The organism is Enterococcus sp. 22-H-5-01, from assembly GCF_050310005.1.
Classification (GTDB): domain Bacteria; phylum Bacillota; class Bacilli; order Lactobacillales; family Enterococcaceae; genus Enterococcus_A; species Enterococcus_A hailinensis.
Map to the genome: position 1 here is coordinate 393705 of NZ_CP189994.1, position 22236 is coordinate 415940.

Consider the following 22236-nt stretch of genomic DNA (forward strand, 5'->3'; position numbering starts at 1 on the left):
TGTAGCTATTATAACGCAAATAACTAAAGAATCAGTTAGTAATTACCTAAGTAGACCTTCATAGATTGAAATTACAAATTTAATTGTACATGTAACAAATCTTTTACACGATCTAATTCATCTTGGGGAATCATTTGGTAAGAAATCCCTTCTTCTCCTGTATAGCCATCACCCGTAAAACCTTCACCTTGAAGTTGTTCGCTATCAATTTGTTTAAGTGACGAACGATAACTCTTCAATATTTGCTGCATTTGATCAAATGTTAAATCTGTTTTTCCATTTTCACCGATGCTATCTAAGATTTTCTGGTAATTGAAGAGACTTTTCGGAGATAAGATCTTATCTACCAATAATTCAATGACTTCTCTTTGACGGCCTTGCCTACCATAATCTCCCATTGGATCTTCATACCGCATTCTAGAGTATTGAAGAGCTTCCCAACCATTCAAGTGCTGTTTTCCTTTAGGATAATTGATTCCTTCCGCAGAAAAAGCAAAATCGTTATCTACCGTCACCCCACCTACGGCATCGACTAATGTTTCCAAACCATCCATGTTCACAGAAACATAATGATGCAGTGGTATATCTAGCATATTCTCTACTGAATCCATGATCATTTCTGGTCCGCCGATCGAATGGGCATGATTTATTTTATCTTCATAATCAGCTCCAACGATTTCAGTATATGAATCTCTAGGAATACTCGTCAATGTCGTCTTTTTCGTTTCATTGTTTAATGTTGCAACCATAATCGTATTTGCACGATAATCAGTTTGGCGTTTAGAATCATTGGCGATCCCAAGAATCAAAATACTCATAGGTTCTGAAGCTTCGGGAGATTTAGTTTTCCCCGACCTTTCAATCGGAGCATACATAGAATCAGCCACTTTTTGCGAGCTATGATGCAGTTTTAAAGCAAATACACTAATTCCTGAAACTAAAGTCAGTAATACGACTAAGCCGCCTAAGAGTAATTTTTGCCAAGTTGAAAATAGCGAAGTCCGACTTCTCCTTGAATTACTCGGAAAAGAAAGCAAATAGCGATAAAACAAAGCAGCCGTTCCTAAAGTAACTCCTACAGCTAGAAATAATCCTGCTAAAACATCACTAACATAATGGACTCCTAAATAAATTCTTCCTCCGATAATCAACAATGCAAATAAACCTAATCCCAGTTTCTGTTCTTTTGACACTCGCTTTTCTAAGAAAATAGATACAACTAAAAACGAGCAAATTAACGTTGTAACCAAAAGAGAATGACCGCTAGGAAAACTATAAGAATCCCGTGTAATATATTGAAGTTCCTCAGGCCTAGTACGTTGAATGATATGTTTTAAGACATAGCCTACTCCACTTACGAAAAATAGATTTAGAAAGCCCCATATAATCAATCTATTTTGTTTTATTTTTAACAAATATAGTGAATATAAACTAAATAATACTAAAATTGGTCCGATTGTTGCTATTTTTGCAATCCAGCCTACTATAGTAGTAACAACAGATATATTAGGGATGCGATGATCAATAAAAAAATGATCCACCCCTTGCAACCAATGTGCATCTAACGTAACCGCAATACTAAGACCTAGTAACGCTACCAGTGCGATACTACTAGTTAAAAAAAATTTCTTTCGCATAATTAACCTCTATTCTCTATTAATTTTCTTTGAATCCCATCATGATCCCTAAACCGATTCCTAAAACAATCAACGATGTCCCACCTTGGCTCAAAATCGGCAGCGGAATCCCTGTTAATGGTAAAATTCCGATCGCTGCTCCAATATTTTCAAAAATTTGGAACAACAAGCCAAAAACAAAAGAAACGGCCACGTATAAATTGGCTTTATTATTGGTCCGCATAGCAGTAGAAAGTATTTGGTAAAATAAATAAAAGTAAAGAAACACAACAAACGTTGCACCTATAAAACCAAAATTCTCTCCTACTACAGTGAAAATCATGTCGGATTCGCGTACGGGCACATACACAGCGGTTTGCTCTGATCCCTTTCCAATCAATCCACCAGATCCAATTGCATATAAACTTTGAACTTGCTGATAGGCGATGGAATCTTTGTATTGAAAAGGATCGACCCAAGCTCGTACCCGATCTAATTGATAGGTCTTAAAGTGCAGCGCATAAAGTAATTTGTTTCCCCATTTACTAAAAACTAAAAATAGTAACGTACCACCTGCACTAGCACCTAAACCAGTAATTACCGCTAAAATTTTCCAATGCATCCCAGATATAACAAATAACGCACCTAAAATAGCAATAAAGACTAAGCTAGTCCCAAAATCACGTTGAACGAACATTAAAATAAAGGTTGGTAAACTGTACAATAAAATTTTACCTAAATACCGCAAATCACTTTTCAAGGTCCGTTCCGCACAATTCATCTCATAAGTCACCGTTAAACGAACCATAAAAAGTACAAAACTTAATTTCATCAGTTCCGATGGTTGAAATGAAAAACCACCAAATCGTAACCAGCGTTTTGTTCCCGTAACTAAGTACATGGCTGGATCATAAAACCAATACAATAAAGCCATGATACCTAAAGAAATGACATAGAATACCGGTGCATATTTTAAAAAAGTGGCAGTTTTAAAACGACTAACAATTCCCATCGCCAATAAAGAAAGAAAACAAAAAATAATTTGTTTGATCATGACATTTTTTACGTTTGCACCATCTAGACTCGCCGCCATCGTTTGAACAATGACACTGATCAAATAAAAAACTAGGATCGGTAAAAACAATGAATAATTAAATGATTCGTAATTCAGGCGTTTTTTCATTGGCACGATCCTCCGAAGAAAATTTTAAGCAGACACCCAACGCTATCGATAATAAAAGATAACTTGTTCCACCATAACTGATAAAGGGTAAAGGAATCCCCGTCATCGGGATCAACCCTAAAATGCTCGCAATATTGATACTTGTTTGAATCAATAGAAGGGTTCCAACACCAAAATAAATCAAACTAACTTGCTGTTGTGTTTCTTTTGATGCTAATACGAATAAACGCAATATAATCAAAAAGAGCATTGCTAAAACGATTAGACCAACGATCAAACCTAATTCTTCAACTAAAATAGAATAGACAAAATCTGTCTCTGCTACAGGTAAGTAGCCTTTTTTGGTAATGCTGTTGCCGATCCCTCTACCAAAAAATCCGCCATTATATAATGCGTAATAAGAATTACTCATTTGAAAACCTTTACCATACGGATCTAAAAATGGGTTTCCCACTAAACGAATCCGATCATACGTGTGGGCGAAGATTCCCGGAAGTAATTGATGACTGCCTAAGAAAAGAATCAACCCTCCCGCAGCTACTGCACCTAAAACGAGCGCTAAAAAAATCAGAATTGTTAATTGATAAGGAAATTGAGCTGTTGATATAATCACTAACGCAATAAGCCAAATCATGATAGCTCCAGTAACTTTAGGTTGGAACAAGACTAGTAAACTGCTGATGAAAACGATACTGCAGGGAGCAACTAGCTCTCTAGTTGTTCGTTCTTTACGAAAGAAATACGCCAAATAAAAGATCAATGCGACGTTGGTCACATCTGATGGTTGAAATTGAATCCCCATAATCGATACCCATCGTTGTGCTCCATTGATGCTCACCCCGTGGACTTTGACTAAAACCAAACTGACTAATCCGATCACCAATAAAATTTTGGCAAACTTTCCCTGTAGCATCACCGTACTTTTTACTCGATAAATCAGTAACACGATTATCCAGCTTTGTCCCATAAAAATTGCTTGCTTCATAAATAATGAAAATTGATTTTCACCGGCCGCTATCAAGCGATACGAACTTGCGCTGTAGACCATTAAAAGACCAATTACGCTTGTACCTAAATAAGGCAGTACTAGAAGCCAATCGATCTTTTTCTTTTTCGTCATCTTTATTTCCCCCTCTTCGTCTAAGTCGATGTTATAGACGAGAGCAGCACCACAAATAACTAAAAAAGACACCAAACGTTAGCAAAAAGAACTAACAAGTTTGGTGTCTCATACAATCTCATCGTCTGAGTTTTAGCACTAAACAACGTAAAGAATTACTCTTAGCTATTTTATGAAAAGCCTTAATCCGACAATTCCTGTTTTACACATTGGCGTCTTTCGACGTTTCTGCGCAATAGCTTATGTTTGTTTAGGAGCCTCACCTAACAAGTTCACTTATATTTACTTTCACAAAGAATACTACTTTTTCTGAAGATAAATATCAAAAGGTTTTAAAGAATATAACCATTTCTTTAGATTTATTTATAAAATAACCGTACATTTATTTTAAAATCACGTTTGTATCCTAAAAAATATATACACTTTACGCAAACGCCCTAACCAATGTCTTGAATTACTAAAGCCGGAAATAATTAGGCATTTGTAATAAATACACCGGCTCTTATTCTTAAGAGCCGGTGTATTTATTCTGTTATTTCTAGTCCTAAGCCTGCAGCAATTATTAATGCTTGATAAGCCGTAACTTTCAGTCCACTAAGCTGTTCCATTGAAAAAGCGATTTTGCTAAATTGATTCTGTGTAAAATTCAAGCCCTTTAAATTGGTTCGCATCCAATTGCTATTGTCAAATTGATTATTCACAAGAAATAAATGCTTCCATGTTACTTCATAAAACTCACTATCCGTTAATTGGCAATTTTCGAAAGCCACATTTTTCAGATTTGTATTGCTAAATGATCCGAAATTGATCACACAATCTTTAAATTGACAATCTCGTAAATAACTCTCAGCGAAATTACACCCTGTTAACTTACAATTTTCAAAGTTCACTTGATGGAAGCTCCCACCAATCCAATCAAGATTTGAAAAATCACAATTTTTAAATACTGTATTGCTAGCTTCAAAACGGATCAATTTTGTCCGCTGCAAGGTAACTTTTTCTAAAAACGAGCGACGTATAATCACGTTTTCAAATTCCAAATAACTATAATCATCATCGGCAACCTGAACTTCATCGATCAAGGCCTCATCTTCTAAATAAAAATGATTTGAAAAAGAACGTGGTAGGCTCGGAGGAGCTGGATAATTGCGTGTCATAAATTTACTCCTTATTTATGTTGATATGCTTCTTAGTGTGCCACAAAAAAGCTGTTTTCTCTAGTTGAATCAAAATTTTCTGATACAAAAGAAGTTAACAAGAGCTTTTTACTTTGAAGCATGATAAAATTATCTTCGAACGAGGTGAATTATGAATAATAAATTAAAAGAATGGCTTCCTATAGTCCTAATTATCTTATTGGTTTTTCTAGCTAGAATGTTTGTTTTTTCTCCTGTCAAAGTAGATGGACACTCAATGGATCCATCATTACATGATGGACAACGTTTGATTACATCTAAAATATCTTCGCTCCAACGACAAGATATCATCACTACCAAAGAACCTGATGATGAAAGTGTCTATGTAGTAAAACGAATCATCGGACTACCTGGCGATCGTGTAATTATGAAAGATGACGTGCTGACTGTCAATGGAAAAAAATACGATGAATCCTATCTTGATGATTACAAGCAAAAATTCAAAAAAGATAAATTAGCAAGCGAATATTCGTACAGTACAGGTTTCCAAGAACAAGCTGCCAATGCGACCAGCTTCACCAATGATTTTGATGTCACAGTTCCCGACAATAAATATTTTGTTTTAGGAGACAATCGTCTAATCTCAAAGGATAGCCGAATTTTCGGCTTTGTAGATCAATCTTTGATTCAAGGAAAAGTTGTTTTACGTTTTTGGCCATTAAATGAATTTAAAATCTTTTAAATAAAAGCCCTGACATACTGTGTCAGGGCTTTTTACTTTTTCATTCATTGATCTCCTTCGTTTTTTGCGAAAGAATTTTTTGAGGTAGAATAATTTCTGCATGATGAATTTGTTCAATTGTCAGTTGAAGTATCCCTCGCGTTTCTTCATTTAAAAAAATCAAGTTATCTCTTTGACCAGCCAGCTTTCCAACCAACTCATCTTGAAACTGCCCTTCATTATCTAACGCGGATAGCTGTAGTGCGACTCGCTGATTTTTTAAATAGGCCTGTTGAAGCAGTCCACCAATTTCTTCCATGCTCATTTGCACTTTTTCTTTGTTGATATGATTTCGCTTCTGACTATCTTTGGTTAATTCTGCAGTATGATCAGATAGATAAAAGCCTACCCATTTCAGCATACCGCGATCTTGGTAAACCCGTTTAGCTTCAAGAAAAAGTTTTTCTGCACTTTCATCATCGTAAATCATCGTTACTCAAGTCCTTCCATTCCACCTGCATGTCCACCAACCAGACCAGCTCGTTTGATAGCTGTTGCTCCTTCAATCATCGAATGTGCTCGGACAATCGATGCAAATTCATAACGGCTTCTAATTTGAGCAATTACCTCATCGATTTGATCTTCTTTGATTGTTTTTTGTGGTTCTTCGAAAAGATTTAGTTGTAAACTTCCTGCAGATGATAGGCTAGCAACTGTAATAGCTATTCTACGGACTTCCGAATGATCCCAATACTTTTCGAACAACCCAATCGCTGCTGCGGTTAACTCTTTTGATTGTTGTGTCGCGGATATTTTCTGCTGGTGTTGAAATCCCTCACACTTACCATTTCCATAGTAAGCGTAACTGATACCTAAATGCAGCGTAGCACCTAATAAATTTTTTTTACGTAATCTTTGAGAAACCTGCTCACAAATCTCTGCAATAACTATTACGATGTCTAATTTACGGGCATAATTTTTTGGTAAAATCTGAGAATTACCGATCGATTTCTCTTTATTAGGATATAGATCTTTTTGTGACAAGACGGAACGGTCAATCCCCCACGCATGCATGTAATGTTGCATTCCCATGACCCCAAAATGATTTTTCAACTCAAATGGGTCACTATGTGCCAAATCACCCATCGTGTAAAAACCCATTAACTGGTAACGTCTTTCCATTCGTCGGCCGATTCCGCAAAAGTCGCCTAATCTAATTGGCCAAATTTTTTTAGGAACATCTTGATAATGCCATTCAGCAAAGCGCGTAGAATCATTTTTAGCTTCAATATCCATCGCAATTTTAGCTAACAATGGATTATCTCCAATTCCTAAAGTAGTATAAATCCCTAATTGTTCCATAATTTGGCGCTGAATCTGCTTAGCTACTTCTGTTGGACTCTCACCAAATAGTCTCCAACTATGGGTTAAATCACCGAACTGCTCATCGATGCTATAAGTATGAATATCTTCATCCGCCATATAGTGACGAAAAATTTCTTGAATTCGCATATGGTAATCAATATAAAGTGTCATCCTTGGAGGTACAACGATCAAATCAGGATGATTAGGAATCTCAAAACCGCGACTCACATTACTAATGCCTAATAATTCTTTTGCTTTAGGACTTGCGGCTAAAACGAGGCCTGAATTCTCACGATCGCCGCTCATCACGACTAAAAGTGCCTCTAAAGGATGGACATCATGCTCGACACACTCCACGCTAGCATAAAAACTTTTTGAATCCATACAAAATACATCTCTAACTGGTTCATCTACGTAAAGATTCATATTAAGCCTCCTTTAAAAAACAAACGTATGTTCGTTTTTAGTTTAAATTTTTTTTTAAGTATTTGTCAATTATTCATCTACTGCTTTCCAAACTAAATTTCATGAATCTTCTTCTTCAAAAGATGCTAAAATGAATTAACTTTATTTAACAGAAGGGAGATATTCCATGCAGCCTGTCTTAAAAAACCAGGATTATTCTTTTCGTAAATTGTCATTTGCAAATTTTCATGATCTGATATTTAAACAGGTCAATTTTTTGGGTGCCGATTTGACCGGAGCAAATTTTGATAATTGTTTATGTATCGATTGTGATTTTTCTCAAAGTATTTTGCGAAATGCTTCATTGGTAGGTACAGATTTTCAAGCTTCTAGTCTAAATGAAGCTGATATTTCCGGTACTAATTTGTTTCATGCAAAGTTAGAAAACGCTGATTTGACGGCTATTATTTCTGATGCAACAACTAAGTTTTTTGCCCTTCACTGCCCTGTTAAAGGCGCGTTTTTGGGTTATAAAAAATGCTACGGCCATCGTATTGTACAACTATTGATCCCTAGTGAAGCTCGAAGAAGTTCCGCAACAACTACTTGCTGTCGTTGTGATAAAGCTAAAGTCCTATCAATCAAAGATATGCACACTTATAAAAATTATAACGAGGCGGTTTCTTATGTAGACGATCATTTTATTTATCGTGTCGGCGAATGGGTCGAAGCTGAAAATTTTAATCCAAATCGCTGGGTGGACTCGACCGGTGGGATTCATTTTTGGCTGACACAATATGAGGCTGAGAATTATCTCTAGATAGAAAATCAATCGTTTCCCGTTAAGATAATTCTTTCTATTACTTCGGTGACCTGATAAAATGATAGGGAATGATGAGAAGGAGTCACAAATACACATGGATGAAAAAAATTTAAATCTTGAACTAACACAAAAATATATGCGTTTGAATAGCTTATTCATGCAATTTTTTAGGGAAAATACTCGTGGACCTTTTAAATTTGAAAATAGAAATCGCGGACAGGGACAAATACTAAGTATTATTCGCGAACATGGGAAAATTTCGCAAAAAGACTTAGTCAATCAATTGGATATGCGTCCTCAATCTGCTTCTGAAATGATTCGTAAACTAGAAAAAAAAGAATATATCACTCGTGAGAAATCTCAAAAAGATAAACGTGTAATGGAAATCTTTTTAACTGCTCGAGGAAAAATAGCCGCTCAGCAATCTGACGATTTTCAACCGGTTATTTTAGAAGCATTGACCGCTGAAGAAAAAGAACAATTTGATCATATCATGACCAAATTAATCAATGAAATCGAACCTCAAATCAAACATCGTCCGCGCGATCGTTGGGGCAATCTTGATCATTCAGTCTTTTAAAAAACAATAAAAAGACGGGAGCTAAAGATGACTTAGCTCCCGTCTTTTTCCTGTTTTAATTTTTCTTGCGGTTTTTGATTTTAGTGGTGATATAGCCGATCGCTAGTACCGATATTATTTTGAATCCTAATGATTTTGTGGCACTAGTATCTTTTGAGTGGTTCGTTTTGCCATGATGTTTTTTCGTTTGTGCTGATTTTTTCTCTAAAAGATGAATCATATTGTTCTCCCCTTCCCATTGCTTTATTTAAAAAGTTATCATTTTAACTTGATTTTTTATTTGATAAAATTTTCGAAGATAATTCTTCTTCATATTCTGCTGAAAAAGCTGTCATCCGTTCATATTTATCATAGTATTTCTTCAATGACGATGTGTAATCTTCATTCCAAGGCTTATCATGTCCAGAATAGTGAATAATTTTAGGACTTCTACGAGTTTCAAAATATTCTTTCTCACCCTCTGGATCGGGATGATACACTTCTCGTTTCATAATATAACTTTGAGCATTCCATTTTGGATGCAACTGCAGCCAATGATCATGGAGTATCGCATTTAGGGCATCCTGGTCATGGAATTTTAATTTTTCAGGGTGATCATGGATGAAATCCATTACTCGTTCAGTAACATTTTCTGCTACCCATTTTTTTACATTGATCAACATAAAACCTGAATTGAAATATTTTGCTGAATCACAAGCAATACCCATTTTTTCTAATCGATGATGAAAGCCTGCATCTTCAACAGCAGCAAGCGTATAATCTGTCAAATCTAATTTCCATAACGCAGAGATATCTGTTAACGCAATCATATCGCAATCTAAGTATAACAACTTATCAATCTTTTGATCTCTAAATAATTCGGGAATCGCAATTCGATAATAAGCAGTTTCTGGAATCCGATCACTCTCAACAGCATTTTTAAAATACTTTTTATCAATAGTTAAAAATTTAACTGTTGCATTATATGGAGAAATCGTTTCTCGCATCAATCGCTTATGTTTGATCGTGATTTTGTCATCGATCACATAAAATTCATAGGCCGAAGTCGTTCGATTGGCATTTTCAAGAATCGAAACAAATAGGGCCGAGACATGAGGAGCAAATGCATCATTACAACTGGAAACGACGGTAATTTTTTCTTTCATCATTTTACATTCACCCTTTCATTAAAAATACTTTCATTCAAACGTTTCATATATAAATCTTGATACGGATGATTTTTAAGCGTGTTCCATGGCTTGTCATGCCCTGTGAAATGGACGATAGCAGGATCTTCACGTCCTTCTTTATACAATTGTTTATATTCTTCAGTAGGTGCCGGATGCTTATCAAAGATCAATGATGATTGCATATTCCATCTTGGATGGAACGAATACCAATCTTCATACAGCACTGCATTCAAGGCATCTTGATCATGAAAAATAATTTTATCAGCATTATTTTTCAAATAATCAATCGTTTTTTCAGTGATTTTTTGTTGATTCCAACGTTTCACATCGATAGCCATTACGCCGGAATTAAAATAATAATCTTCAGAAGTAACACCCAACCGTTGCAATGCTTTGGTCTGTCCAGGATCAATAACTGCCCCAATCGTTTTTCCTTCTAAACTCGATTGATACAAAGTACTGATATCATCTAACACTAATGTATCTGCATCGATATACAATAATTTTCGATAATTTTCTTCTGCTAACAGTTTAGGCATTGATATTCTAAAGTAAGCAGTCGTTGTAATATGGTCGCTAACTAAAAAATCTTTGTATAATTCCTCATCTACTTTTACAAATTGAATCGTTGCAGAATCGGAAAAATTATTGGCGGTTTGAATCAGTTTTTCTTTACTTGATTTTGATAGATTGTCATCAATAATCAGAAAACGAACCGGTGTTTTACGCGCAGTCTTTTCGAGCAATGTGGCAATCATCACACTTAGAAAAGGAGCATATGCTTCATCAGATGCTGTAACTACCGGAATTTCTTCGGTCTTTGTAAACATGATACTTCACTCCTACCCCAAATTTTTTTAAAATAATAAAAAATATTTATAAACGTTTACAAACATTAGAATAATCTCATTTATTAGTTTTAGCAAAATATACGCTTTACAAACGATATAAATTATGCAAAATAATAGCAAAAACAACCGCTAGATAACACTTTTCAAATTTATTAATTTTTTATTAAGATAAATAAAAATTTGAGAATTAACTTGACCTTAAAATAGATTTATATTAAATTTGAGCGTTTGATTGTTCATTTTTTGTCGTTTAAGCTAGTCTAAAGTAAGAAGCTATTAAATAGAAAGACATAAAAGGACGGATGAGTATGCAATTGATAGCGGTGGATCTTGATGGCACACTATTAGATTCAGACGGAAAAGTCACAACTGAAAATCGGCAAGCACTAAAAAAATTTAACCAGCAAGGTGGAATTATCACTTTAGCTACTGGACGTTCGATTCAATCGGCAAGAGAAGTTTTCGCTGAATTGAAATTAAATGGTTATACCTTGGCATCCAATGGTGCCTATGTGGCGCGGATCGAAGATGGGGAAATTGCTGAAGTATTAAAAAATTATACGATTCCAGCGGACACAGTGAAAAAAGCTCTTTCTTTTGCAATGGAGGAAGGTGTTACGGTTGTAGCAAGCCGGGCAACACAAGATGATCGAATTAATTTTGCTCAGGACCACAATGATGTCGATAGTCCTTATTATGCACAATTCAATTTGCAAGAATCTCGGGTCGAAGACCTTTGGGAGAAAATCAGAAATGGCGATATTAGTTATTTCAAATTAGCTTTTACTGATGATAATACTAGTAAATTAGTAAAATTAAGAGCCAAACTGGAAAAAAAACAGATCAACAGTTCTTATTCTGATAAATATTGGTTAGAAGTAATGGCTGAAGGCATCAATAAAGGAGCGGCTTTAAATTTTTTGACTAAATATCTCGCCATTGATTTAAATGAAGTATTAGCAATTGGGGATCAAGAAAATGATTTAGAAATGCTAGAAATCAGTGGAACGAGTATCGGTATGGCCAATGCAGCTCCGGCAGTCAAACAGCTAGCCGATCGTTTAACCACCTCAAACAATGATTCTGGTGTCGCAACTGTTTTAAATGAATATCTAAACTAGAAAAAGCCGCTCAAGCAATGGGCGGCTTTTTCTTTCTATATAAATACATCTATTCCCCAAATTCAATTACTTGGCGGTCATGGAGCGCTTGGCAACTACGGCTATTCTTGCCATGAAGCGAAATGAAGCGCTCGATTTGCTCGCTTGAAACTTCTAATACAGTTTGTAAAACATACCACTCGATTCCTTCCGTCAAAGGCGGTGTTGTTAAAGAGCCAATATAATGATAGTAACTTTTATTTTCAGGAATCAAAGTTTCAACTGAAAAAGACCCTTCCCCTTTTTCCTCTTCATATTGCTTTAAAACATGATCGAAATCAGAGTTATGTTTTCCTGCGCGATACACTACACCAATCACACCGGTTTGACCATTAGGTGCTTGGAATAAAAAATGACCTTCTAACGGGAAATGCTCGCCGTCGATCCTATGCTCCCCATCGGCATGAAAATGGACTTGTACAAAATCAAATACACGATGATTAAGACAAGCTTGTCCTGACCCTAATAATTGAAGATTTTGACCATTATTAAAAAACGTGGCTGGCATTGATGAAAGATTTAGCTGGATTCCAGTACGAGTACTCTCCATTTGTGTTTGATTTGTTTGGATATCGATAGGTGATTGTAGTTTCCCACCTTGAACATCCCAATCGTGTTGATGACAATAATCAATTAAAAATTTAGTTTTTACTTCTGCTTTCATAGAACCCCTCAATCACGTAAAATTTTTACAATGATATCATTTTCTATAAATCTTTTCCATCCATTTGCATATATCTTGAAAAACAACTTCTTTCTGCTTTTCATTCAACAGCTCATGTCGTGCATTTTCATAAAGTTTGACAGTAACATTCTCAACGCCTGCTTTACGGTACGATGAAGCAGCTTTCATCACACCTTTCCCATATTCTCCCACAGGATCCTCTTTTCCTGATAAAAATAATAATGGCAATCCAGTCGGAATCGTCGTTAGTAAGCGGCTATCTTGAGACCTAATAATTAATGAAAACAGTTCTCGGTATCCGCTTAGTGTAAATAAAAAACCACAATCTTTATCAGCTAAATAAGCATTTACCTCTGTTGGGAGTGTTACAAGCCAATCTTTATCTGTTCTTTTGTTTTGAATTTTTCGATTCATCGATCCAAAAGCTAAAACATCTATTAATTTACTTGGATGCTTTTCACCTTGAATTTTACTTAAAACAGCAGCCGTATTTTTTCCTAAAGCGGTTAACCACGTTGGTTGCTGCCCGGTGCCTACAAGAATGGCCCCATCAATTTCTTGTCCATACGTATATAGATAGTTTCGTAAAACAAAGGACCCCATACTGTGTCCTAAAATAAAATACGGAAGCCCAGGATACTGTTCTTTCCCCCACTGAGTAATTCGAAACATATCCTTCACTAGGCCATGTTCGACAGTTGAATCATGAAAATAGCCTAAAGTACCACTTTCCGCTGTTTTACCGTGACCTAAATGATCATGTCCAATCACAACGATCCTATGTTCAGTCAAAAAATTCGGCAAAATTTTGATACCTCAATAAATGTTCAGCCATTCCATGTGCGACTTGTAGAACAGCTCTAGGTTCTTGGCAAGCCCAATGATAGCCTTGCACTACTATCTTTTTTTCAGCAGATACTACTTGAAATGATTCATACATAAATATACCGTTCTTTCTATACAATTATTATTAGCTGGATTTGCTCTATCCATCTTAAGATGGAGGTAATTCCTCATTAGAAATGATACACTATTTATATCATTGGAGGGATAAAAATGTCTTGTTTAGGAAATATCATCTGGTTGATTTTTGGCGGTTTACTTGGAGGATTGAGTTGGTGTGTCGCAGGTATTTTTTGGTGTATCACCATTATCGGTATTCCAATCGGCATGCAGTGTTTCAAATTAGCTAGTTTAAGCTTTGCTCCTTTTGGTAAAGACGTTATTTACCAATCGACCAGAATGAATCTGATTATCAATATTATTTGGCTAATTATTTCAGGTATCCCGTTAGCGATTGGGCACCTAATCAGCGCTGCTTTGTTATGTATCACAATCATCGGTATTCCTTTTGCAGCTCAGTCATTAAAACTTGCACGCTTAGCTTTAATGCCTTTTGGCGCAAAGATTGTTCCAATTCGTTAAACTAATAAAAAAAAGAAGACGGATGTCTTCTTTTTTTAACCAAAAATCAGATAAGCAAGCCCTGCAAGGATCAACACCAAATTCAATGTCACTTGAATATTTACCATTAAGGGAGAGATTGATTTCTTTTTACGTCGTGCAAGATTCAGAAAAATATTGTATCCTCCCACTAGAATAATAAAAATCACTAATATTAATAAATACAAAAAGACACTTCCTTTTTAAATATAGTGTACTTTTTTATATTTTTTGCTGCAATGAAACTCATGTAATTTTAATTTATTTGTTGATAAAAATTACGCAGTTCTTCTTTCCGCCTTTCACTCAATTCTCTTTTAGGGATATCTTGAATCGCTCCTTCTAAAGCATACAGTAAATGGAGACAAGAACCCTTGTCTACCAAGTGGTATACCTCCATAAATGCATTTTCTGCCCCCAGTTCGATCAACGCCTCTGGTGTACGTATCCCTACCTGCACTAATTTTGCTTCATTCACCACTCCGATATTTCTCATTTCAGCTATTCTCATTGTAGACTCCTTTTATTTTAATTATACCTTAAATTAAAAAGCCAAACATATCATTTCTAAAAAAAAATATATTTCAAAATGAAAAATTTTAACGAGATATATCAAATCTCAGTTTAATTCCCTTTTTAGTTCAAACAGAATTATTTTATTCCATTTTAGTATATTGTTTGTTATAAAAAACTTAAGCTATTGACATTATTTTCTTTTAAAATTCAATTAATAATTGTATTTTCTCGCTATTTATTCTATTATTGTAAAAAATGAGGATGTTTTTTATCATAATCCCACTTATGAAAGGAGGAGACTGTCGTGTTGGGGATGGACAGAAATACTTTGTTAAAAATTCAAATTATTGATATTCTTGATAGTTTTCAAACGCCAATTTCCTTAAAAGAATTGCAAGAAAAAATCGGTTACGCAAGTATTGGTACAATTCGATTAAATTGTAAAGAACTGCAAGTTATCATTGATGAACTTTATACCGCTAAAAGTTACTCTTTAGAATTATTGATGAACAATGGACGAGGAATTCAATTGATTCGTTCTTCTTCGAATTTGCAGACATTGAAAATCTACTTATACCAAAAAGATTTAGGTTTTGAAATTATCCGTGAGATTTTGGCAAAACGTTCAATTTCAACAATTCAATTTTGTTTAGATAATAATATCAGTGAATCTAAACTGCGTCGTAAAATTAAACAAATCAATTGTGAAATTACTGATTATCGTGTACATATCTCATGCTCTGCCACTATTAGTCTCAAAGCTCGTGAAGTTGATGTTCGTCGTTTCTATTATGTCTTTCTGCGAGGCTTTTATCGTCAATTTGATCAGATTACCTGGTTTAATACCGATAATTATTTGCAATTAGCTTTACAGACTGAAGAATATTTAAAGTTATCAAACAATCTAACTAATTTAGAAATGATCAGTTTTTGGATTTTTATCACTTACCAGGCAATTGATAAGAAAAGTTCTTTATTGTTAAACGATAAAGAAGCAGACTTGATGAGTCGCTTTAAGTTTCCACCAAAACCTGATTTTTTAAAAAATTGGGAAATAGAGGATTGGCAATACTTTTTATCCGCGATTTATTGCTCACAATTAAGTAATTTTGAATTAAAGACTAAAGATCCCGCGGAAGAAGACTTTTTTTACTATGCTTCTGCTCACTGGGTCAGCTTGTTTTCAAAACATTTTCGTCCGTTAACTGCAATCGAGCAAAAATATGTTTTTGAAAAAATCAAACAACAATATGCTTCGTTCTTCTTTTTCAAATTAAATGATACGATGTTAGACCAACTATGTAATAGTATTGCTCTTGAAAATATGTACGCTGAATTTCCTTATTATTTCAATCGGTTCCAAGCTTTTTGGGAAGAATTCACTCAAACAGTTCCAGAATATAACCAAAGACAATTGTATGTCTATTCCGTTTTAACCAGTGTCACGCTCTTTTCGCTAGAAAATTGTTTACCACAAGTTAGCGTGTACGTTCATACAGAATTTTGTGAATTATTTAATATTTATATTCAGCAGAAAATTGATTTACATTTTAGGAATCACTATCAGTTGACGTTTACTCAGCATCCTAAAGATGCTCAGTTAGTCATTGGTACGACACCTACTTGTCGGTTGTTTTTGTTAGATGAACAAGAATCGATCGTCATTCGTTCAAATATTTCAGAAACAGATTATTATGATATTGATCAAAAGTTACAAGCAATCGTTCAGAAAAGTTTACTTCCTTTGCCAGAAAAAGTTGGTTAGTATTGCTTATTTGATAAATAACAGTTATTGTTTTTATCATTACAAGATTATGAGGAGGTTTTTATGGTTTACGTTAGTAAAATTTCTATCACCCGCCCCGATGAGTATGGTTCTGAATTAGAAAAAATGACTTACGATGCTTTAACGACTCTGGATATCCCTTTTTATCAAGTAGCTACTGGAGAAGCATTGACGATGGAAGATTGTATTGATATCGATAAACGCCTAGGTATCGAAGTTGTTAAAACTATTTTCCTCTGCAATCAAAAAAAGACCCAGTTCTATCTGTATGTTACTCCAGCTGATTTTAAATTTGTGACGAAAGACTTTGGAAAAAAATTAGCGATTCCTCGAGTTTCTTTTGCTTCAGCCGAGCTTTTAAAGGAACGATTAGGCGTCATTCCAGGTGCCGCTACGATTTTCGGTCTGCTCCAGCATGAGATTCAGCTCGTATTTGATCGTAGGATTGCAGAACGTGACTGGTATGGCTGCAGCTCTGGTTCAGTGACTAATTACATGAAATTAGCCACAAAGGATCTATTGGACAAGTTTTTACCCTATACAGGACATAAAATCCGCATCATCGATTAAAAAGTGGTAGGAGACCCCTCTCCTACCACTTTTTTGGACGTTGTATTTTTGAAACTACTCAAAAACGGATTTCTATTTGAACATTTTGCTCCTTATTATCCTTTATTCTTTGATACACTCAAAATATACTGTTTTTTCTTCAGACCTTTTACTGTTTCTTAAAGTGCTTATTTCGTTCTGCTTCTATGTTTTCCTTTGGATTTCTTTTTACTTTGGATATTATCAACCTTTCTTTTCGTATCTTCAAATACTTTTTAATTCGTTTTTATCACTAAAAGTATTTGTTTGGCAGCGCTGTTCCTGTTGTAATAAATATAATTTTTTTCATGATAAATATCTACAAAAGCCCACATTTTAAAAAAAATATTGTTATTATGATTAATAAAAAAGCAGGCAACTTTCCATCCAGTTGCCTGCTTTTAGATCACTCATCACTATTTTCTGCTAGTTCTTGCTTATTAATCGACAATATTTTTTGTTGCAAACGATCGTATACTACGATAAATTCAGCTATTCCTTTTTCAGAGGTCGGAACACGAAAATAATAATCTGACTGCCCATCAGTCGGTGTGTTGGTGTGATAAAATCCTGATAAATAGGCGTGTGTCAAATCACCTCTTGTATCTCTAAATAAATCAAAGAATCCGCTTGGATCTGTAACATTCATACTCTTCTCCAATGCTTTAAATTCTGTTTGATCACTATTCATACCATCTTTTTTCATTTGGCGATAAAGTTGAACATCGGTTCCTCGTTGAACCAATTCTGTCCAGGCTGTTTCAAAATCAGCTGATTTATCTAAGTAAGTATCATCCTTAGTGATCACCGATTTTACCTCGCTATTTTCTTCAATTGTTAATTGATACAACTCTTTTGTATTAAACTGCAAACTGACCATATAATCATGCCGTGTGCCATTAGAGTCCGTAAAACTCCAAAGCTGTCTTTGTGACGTATAAGTTTTATCATTGATTAATCTTTGACCATATCCTACTAAACTAACACTGACAAATCCATTTTCTTCAGAACTGACCATAGGATAGATTTTACGATAAAAATCAAACAAATTTTTACTGCTTTTGGCAGGTCCATAAACTTTTTCAATAGCCGCAGCCATCGATTGCGAACTAGAAAAATTTGAGCTATCCGAAAAAGCAGTATTCAATGCTTCTATTTTGTCTGTTTGTTCTTCTAATAATGTTTGATCATTAACATCTTTGAGTGCTAAAGAGTTTAATTTAGGGATTTCTTCTTGTTTCTCTTCTTTATCATCACTAGCAAAAACACCGAAAGGAATTGTAAACTGTGGAAAATTCCCGCTCAAGACGATAGCAAACATCCCAACAAATAAGGCTGCCAATATCCCCCAAAAAATCAGCCATTTTTTCTTTGTCTCCATAATTCACCTCATTCTTTTTATATTGTGGATACAAATAGAAACGTCGTCAAGTCTTTCTACTAAATATCTTATCATTTTTACAAAAATATCTAAAATTTTTCTTGGAATAATTGGTTTATGATAGTTATTATGACTCTTTTCCATTAAAATAAAAGAAATGATTGAATAAGGGTAGGCACAACATGGCAAATAAAAAAGAACCAAACAAAAAAAAATCCGCAAATAAAAAGAAACCCACACACAAAAATACTACTCAAAAAAAAATAGCGAAATCTACTAAAATTTCAATTAGTATTATTGTAGTCCTTCTTTTAATGCTCATTGCTGGATCTGTCTTCTTCTTTCAACGATATGGGAAAGAAGTGACCGCAGCAATTGATGCTGGTGAAGCAAATGCAGCGAAGATCCAAGAGAGTGATTTTAAACAACATTATCCAACAACTATTTTAGATAAAAATGGAAATGTCATCAAAGAATTAAAAACACAAGAACGTGATTACCTGACCTACGACAAAATGGATCCGTTAGTCTCCGAAGCCTTGATCTCGATTGAAGACAAACGTTTTTATGAACATCACGGTGTCGATACACAAGGTCTATTGACGATAGCGCTGAATGCCGCCACTGGTCGTGGTATTCGTGGGGCTTCAACGATCACGCAGCAGCTCGTCAAAAATATTTATTTAACGCCGGAAGTCTCTATTTCGCGAAAAATTGAAGAAATGGTCATGGCTCAAGCATTGGAAAAAAGATTTACTAAACATCAAATCTTAGAATATTATTTAAACAATGTCTATTTTGGTCATGGGGCTTACGGAATCAATGCCGCTGCGAAAGTTTATTTCGGTAAATCCATCAATGACACTAGTTTGTTAGAAAAAGCCACGTTAGTCGGTATTACTAACAATCCTGGGATCTTTGATCCTGTTTCCAACAAAGAGAATGCATTGAAACGTGGAAAAGTAATCCTGAAACAAATGAACCAGCAAGGATATATTACTAAAGATCAATACAACAAAGCTATCGCTGATGATTTTACCGCTAAGATCCACAGTAATGCGTTAAACAATCAATTGGATAATAATGAAGTAGCGCTAGCAGTAGATTCCACGGCTAAAATTTTGATGGAGCAACAAGATTTTCGTTTTCAATATCAATTTGACTCTAAAGAAGAGGAAGATCAATATAACAAAGAATACAAAACAGCCTATGATAAGGTTTATCAACGAATCCTTTCCGGCGGCTATCAAATCAGTACTAATATCGATACCGATTTACACAATCAATTACAAGATATCGTAAGCAATGTCATGAATACTTGGCAAGATAAAGATGACTCTAGCGGGCTTTACACAAAGCAAGCTGCGATGACAGTTATTGATAATCAAACGGGCGATGTCGTTGCAAGTATCGGTGGGCGTGGTGAAGAAGGCAATCACTATAATCGAGCGTTCCTATCTTATCGACAACCTGGATCAGCTATCAAACCACTTGTCTCTTATGCCCCGGCCTATGAACGTGGCTTATTAGAAACAAGTACCGTTTCAGATGATCGACCAAATAATACTTATCCAAATAATGTTTACAATAGTTCTAAAGGCAATTTAACACTAAGAAATGCTTTAGCAATTTCTTCAAACGTTGTTGCTTATAAGTTAGCTAGTGAAAATCGAGATGAATCTAAAGAAGCGATTTACCGTCCTTTATCTCAGATGCAGTTTACAGGTCTGGACGTCCAGGATGACAATCCGATTATTGCTGTCGGCGGGATGACCTACGGTGCCACTACCCAAGAAATGGCTAGCGGAATCGCTACATTAGTAAATCAAGGAAACTATCGAACGCCTTTGAATGTACAAACGATCAAACGCAAAGATACTGGCAAAGAAGTTTTCTCGCAAAATGATTTAACGCAACAAAAAGTTTATAGTGATGACGCGGCCTACCTAACGATCGACACGATGAAAGCTGTCCATCAAGATGCCAATGGTACAGCTGCTGGATTGACACTGGCACATAACCAGTATTGGGCCGTAAAAACCGGAACGACCGATGAAGCCAAAGATCTGTGGACAGTTGGTGCTACCCCTTATTATACGGTGGCTGTTTGGGCTGGTGATGACACACCGCAAGCACAAGATAATTCCAGTGTCGGACAAGCAACAAAAGAAATTTTCAAACAAACGATGGATCTTTTGAACAATGGCAAAGACGATGTCGACTTCCAGATGCCCTCGTCCGTTCAGCAATCGGGTGGACAACTGGTTACTCGTTCAAGTCAAACCAAGCAAGTCTTAGCAACCCGAAAAAATGCTTTGCAAGCTGCGACAACTAATTTGGATACTTTAGCAAAACAAAAAGCGAATGAAATCACGGCTGCCAAATTAGATACTCCAATGGTATCCGATGCGACAACTTTTAGTAATCAATTGATCGCTGATCGAATCGATACTTTAAGTGATTTTGAAATCATCGTCACAGATACACAAGATAATTGGCAAACATTTGATCAATATGCCCAACAAGTTTATGCCTTGGTTCAACAAGTTGAACCTTCTGGTGGTACGTTATCAAATCAATACACCAATGTTTATCAAAATAAACAGACCGAATATGCTCGTGCAAAATCTTCTCTAAATTCAGTTGTCTCTACTGTAGATGATCAGATAGATGATACTAAAAATCAAACTAAAGATTTAGACAAGCAAATCAGCGAGTTGAAAAAGCAAATTGAAGACGAAAAAGACGATTAGTTTAACTAATCGTCTTTTTTATTTATTGTTGGATAGTTGTTCCGCTGTTACCCGTAATAGCTGCCGAAGCTTGTTCTAATGAAGCAATCACGGCTTGGCGACCTACTTTTGATTGTGCAAAATCAATCGCTGCTTCCACTTTAGGCAGCATACTACCTGGCGCAAATTGTTTTTCTTCAATATAATTCTGCATTTCTGCGACAGTTGTTTTTACTAGTGCTTTTTGATCTGCTTTTCCAAAGTTCACAAAGACATGATCCACTGCAGTTAAAATGATAAATATATCCGCATCGATTAAGGCTGCCATTTTTGCTGCTGCAAAATCCTTATCGATCACTGCATCGATACCTTTATAACGCGTACCTTCATAGATGACTGGAATGCCTCCACCGCCGCAAGCAATCACGACTTGACCAGCATCAACCAATGTTTTTAAGCTGATTTTTTCATAAATGTCGACTGGTTTAGGTGAAGGAACTACTCGACGCCAACCACGTCCCGCATCTTCAACGTACACCTCTTGGGTTTCTTTCATCAATTGTTTCGCTTCTGACTCGCTAAAATAACCACCGATTGGTTTCGTAGGATTTTCAAATGCAGGATCTTTTGGGTCTACGACCACCTGTGTCAGCATTGATACAACTGGAATATCTTCTAGACCACGAGCAACCAATTCTTCATCGATTGCTTGTTGTAAGTGATAACCGATGTACCCCTGACTCATCGCAGTACATTCAGGAAATGGCATCGTATCTTCTGGCGCTTGACTTGTTTCTTCAAAAGCTAAACGAATTTTCCCAACTTGCGGTCCATTCCCATGAGCAATGACTACGTGATGACCCGCAGTAATTAGATCAGCAATCGATTTTGCGGCAAGTTCCGCCTTAGTTAATTGTTCATTGGCAGAATTTCCTAAAGCATTTCCGCCCAATGCGATAACGATTTTTGACATGTG

The 22236-nt window shown here is 35.5% G+C and carries 23 protein-coding genes and 1 riboswitch; of the genes, 8 read left to right on the top strand and 15 right to left on the bottom strand.

Features of this window, described 5'->3' with window-relative positions; all coding sequences use genetic code 11:
• Positions 1 to 71 precede the first annotated feature (71 nt).
• The 4 genes from ACQKTA_RS12870 to ACQKTA_RS12885 form a co-directional block, all read right to left on the bottom strand.
• A complete protein-coding gene (locus ACQKTA_RS12870; RefSeq protein ID WP_427814678.1) occupies positions 72 to 1637 on the bottom strand; it encodes a phosphatase PAP2/LCP family protein in 1566 nt (521 codons plus the stop codon).
• A 19-nt stretch (positions 1638 to 1656) separates the two neighbouring features.
• Positions 1657 to 2799, bottom strand: coding sequence for an FtsW/RodA/SpoVE family cell cycle protein (locus ACQKTA_RS12875; RefSeq protein ID WP_427814679.1), 1143 nt, complete (start codon positions 2797 to 2799; stop codon positions 1657 to 1659).
• Complete coding sequence (locus ACQKTA_RS12880; protein ID WP_427814680.1) at positions 2768 to 3919, bottom strand: FtsW/RodA/SpoVE family cell cycle protein; 1152 nt, start codon at positions 3917 to 3919, stop codon at positions 2768 to 2770. The genes ACQKTA_RS12875 and ACQKTA_RS12880 overlap by 32 nt, the downstream gene beginning before the upstream one ends.
• A 110-nt stretch (positions 3920 to 4029) precedes the next feature.
• Positions 4030 to 4197: riboswitch (M-box (ykoK) riboswitch) on the bottom strand.
• A 246-nt stretch (positions 4198 to 4443) separates the two neighbouring features.
• Complete coding sequence (locus ACQKTA_RS12885) at positions 4444 to 5076, bottom strand: pentapeptide repeat-containing protein (protein WP_427814681.1); 633 nt, start codon at positions 5074 to 5076, stop codon at positions 4444 to 4446.
• 151 nt (positions 5077 to 5227) lie between these two features.
• Here ACQKTA_RS12885 and lepB point away from each other — a divergent pair, with 151 nt between their 5' ends.
• The gene (gene lepB, locus ACQKTA_RS12890) at positions 5228 to 5797 is read left to right on the top strand and encodes a signal peptidase I (protein WP_332580945.1); all 570 of its coding nucleotides are present in this window, start codon (positions 5228 to 5230) and stop codon (positions 5795 to 5797) included.
• A gap of 40 nt (positions 5798 to 5837) precedes the next feature.
• Here lepB and ACQKTA_RS12895 read toward each other — a convergent pair whose 3' ends face one another.
• Together ACQKTA_RS12895 and ACQKTA_RS12900 are read right to left on the bottom strand one after the other, a co-directional pair.
• On the bottom strand, positions 5838 to 6266 hold the full coding sequence (locus ACQKTA_RS12895; RefSeq protein ID WP_427814682.1) for a hypothetical protein: 429 nt from the start codon (positions 6264 to 6266) through the stop codon (positions 5838 to 5840).
• Between the two features lie 2 nt (positions 6267 to 6268).
• Entirely contained in the window at positions 6269 to 7567 is a 1299-nt protein-coding gene (locus ACQKTA_RS12900) for a Y-family DNA polymerase (RefSeq protein ID WP_427814683.1), read from the bottom strand.
• 166 nt (positions 7568 to 7733) lie between these two features.
• Between ACQKTA_RS12900 and ACQKTA_RS12905 the strand changes: the two genes are divergently transcribed.
• Positions 7734 to 8366 carry a pentapeptide repeat-containing protein gene (locus ACQKTA_RS12905; protein WP_427814684.1) on the top strand — a complete coding sequence of 211 codons (633 nt, stop codon included), beginning with the start codon at positions 7734 to 7736 and terminating at the stop codon, positions 8364 to 8366.
• A 97-nt stretch (positions 8367 to 8463) separates the two neighbouring features.
• Entirely contained in the window at positions 8464 to 8949 is a 486-nt protein-coding gene (locus tag ACQKTA_RS12910) for a MarR family winged helix-turn-helix transcriptional regulator (protein ID WP_427814685.1), read from the top strand.
• A 55-nt stretch (positions 8950 to 9004) separates the two neighbouring features.
• On the opposite strand, the gene ACQKTA_RS12915 is transcribed toward ACQKTA_RS12910, so the two are convergent.
• The 3 genes from ACQKTA_RS12915 to ACQKTA_RS12925 are packed head-to-tail and all read right to left on the bottom strand — an operon-like array spanning position 9005 to position 10948.
• Complete coding sequence (locus ACQKTA_RS12915) at positions 9005 to 9169, bottom strand: hypothetical protein (RefSeq protein ID WP_427814686.1); 165 nt, start codon at positions 9167 to 9169, stop codon at positions 9005 to 9007.
• A 43-nt stretch (positions 9170 to 9212) separates the two neighbouring features.
• Entirely contained in the window at positions 9213 to 10097 is an 885-nt protein-coding gene (locus ACQKTA_RS12920; RefSeq protein WP_427814687.1) for a glycosyltransferase family 8 protein, read from the bottom strand.
• The gene (locus ACQKTA_RS12925) at positions 10094 to 10948 is read right to left on the bottom strand and encodes a glycosyltransferase family 8 protein (protein WP_427814688.1); all 855 of its coding nucleotides are present in this window, start codon (positions 10946 to 10948) and stop codon (positions 10094 to 10096) included. The genes ACQKTA_RS12920 and ACQKTA_RS12925 overlap by 4 nt, the downstream gene beginning before the upstream one ends.
• 323 nt (positions 10949 to 11271) lie before the next feature.
• Between ACQKTA_RS12925 and ACQKTA_RS12930 the strand changes: the two genes are divergently transcribed.
• On the top strand, positions 11272 to 12090 hold the full coding sequence (locus ACQKTA_RS12930) for a Cof-type HAD-IIB family hydrolase (protein WP_427814689.1): 819 nt from the start codon (positions 11272 to 11274) through the stop codon (positions 12088 to 12090).
• A 49-nt stretch (positions 12091 to 12139) separates the two neighbouring features.
• On the opposite strand, the gene ACQKTA_RS12935 is transcribed toward ACQKTA_RS12930, so the two are convergent.
• From ACQKTA_RS12935 to ACQKTA_RS12945, 3 genes are read right to left on the bottom strand one after another with little or no spacing between them, the layout of a single operon-like run.
• Positions 12140 to 12793 (bottom strand): carbonic anhydrase family protein, encoded by a 654-nt coding sequence (locus ACQKTA_RS12935; protein ID WP_427814690.1) that lies wholly within the window; start codon positions 12791 to 12793, stop codon positions 12140 to 12142.
• A 36-nt stretch (positions 12794 to 12829) separates the two neighbouring features.
• The gene (locus ACQKTA_RS12940) at positions 12830 to 13618 is read right to left on the bottom strand and encodes an alpha/beta fold hydrolase (RefSeq protein ID WP_427814691.1); all 789 of its coding nucleotides are present in this window, start codon (positions 13616 to 13618) and stop codon (positions 12830 to 12832) included.
• A complete protein-coding gene (locus ACQKTA_RS12945) occupies positions 13599 to 13754 on the bottom strand; it encodes a hypothetical protein (RefSeq protein WP_427814692.1) in 156 nt (51 codons plus the stop codon). The genes ACQKTA_RS12940 and ACQKTA_RS12945 overlap by 20 nt, the downstream gene beginning before the upstream one ends.
• A gap of 116 nt (positions 13755 to 13870) precedes the next feature.
• On the opposite strand from ACQKTA_RS12945, the gene ACQKTA_RS12950 reads away from it, so the two are divergent.
• A complete protein-coding gene (locus tag ACQKTA_RS12950; RefSeq protein WP_427814693.1) occupies positions 13871 to 14239 on the top strand; it encodes a YccF domain-containing protein in 369 nt (122 codons plus the stop codon).
• 274 nt (positions 14240 to 14513) lie between these two features.
• On the opposite strand, the gene ACQKTA_RS12955 is transcribed toward ACQKTA_RS12950, so the two are convergent.
• Entirely contained in the window at positions 14514 to 14768 is a 255-nt protein-coding gene (locus ACQKTA_RS12955; protein ID WP_427814694.1) for a TfoX/Sxy family DNA transformation protein, read from the bottom strand.
• Positions 14769 to 15086: 318 nt separating this feature from the next.
• Here ACQKTA_RS12955 and ACQKTA_RS12960 point away from each other — a divergent pair, with 318 nt between their 5' ends.
• Positions 15087 to 16538, top strand: coding sequence for a helix-turn-helix domain-containing protein (locus tag ACQKTA_RS12960; RefSeq protein ID WP_427814932.1), 1452 nt, complete (start codon positions 15087 to 15089; stop codon positions 16536 to 16538).
• A gap of 63 nt (positions 16539 to 16601) precedes the next feature.
• Positions 16602 to 17129 carry a prolyl-tRNA synthetase associated domain-containing protein gene (locus tag ACQKTA_RS12965; protein ID WP_427814695.1) on the top strand — a complete coding sequence of 176 codons (528 nt, stop codon included), beginning with the start codon at positions 16602 to 16604 and terminating at the stop codon, positions 17127 to 17129.
• A gap of 424 nt (positions 17130 to 17553) precedes the next feature.
• On the opposite strand, the gene ACQKTA_RS12970 is transcribed toward ACQKTA_RS12965, so the two are convergent.
• Entirely contained in the window at positions 17554 to 18528 is a 975-nt protein-coding gene (locus ACQKTA_RS12970; protein WP_427814696.1) for a hypothetical protein, read from the bottom strand.
• Positions 18529 to 18710: 182 nt separating this feature from the next.
• Here ACQKTA_RS12970 and ACQKTA_RS12975 point away from each other — a divergent pair, with 182 nt between their 5' ends.
• Entirely contained in the window at positions 18711 to 21281 is a 2571-nt protein-coding gene (locus ACQKTA_RS12975) for a transglycosylase domain-containing protein (protein WP_427814697.1), read from the top strand.
• A 22-nt stretch (positions 21282 to 21303) separates the two neighbouring features.
• Here the strand turns inward: ACQKTA_RS12975 and arcC are convergent, their stop codons facing one another.
• Positions 21304 to 22233: a carbamate kinase gene (arcC, locus tag ACQKTA_RS12980; RefSeq protein ID WP_332581266.1), complete on the bottom strand. Its 930-nt coding sequence runs from the start codon at positions 22231 to 22233 to the stop codon at positions 21304 to 21306.
• Positions 22234 to 22236: the final 3 nt, after the last annotated feature.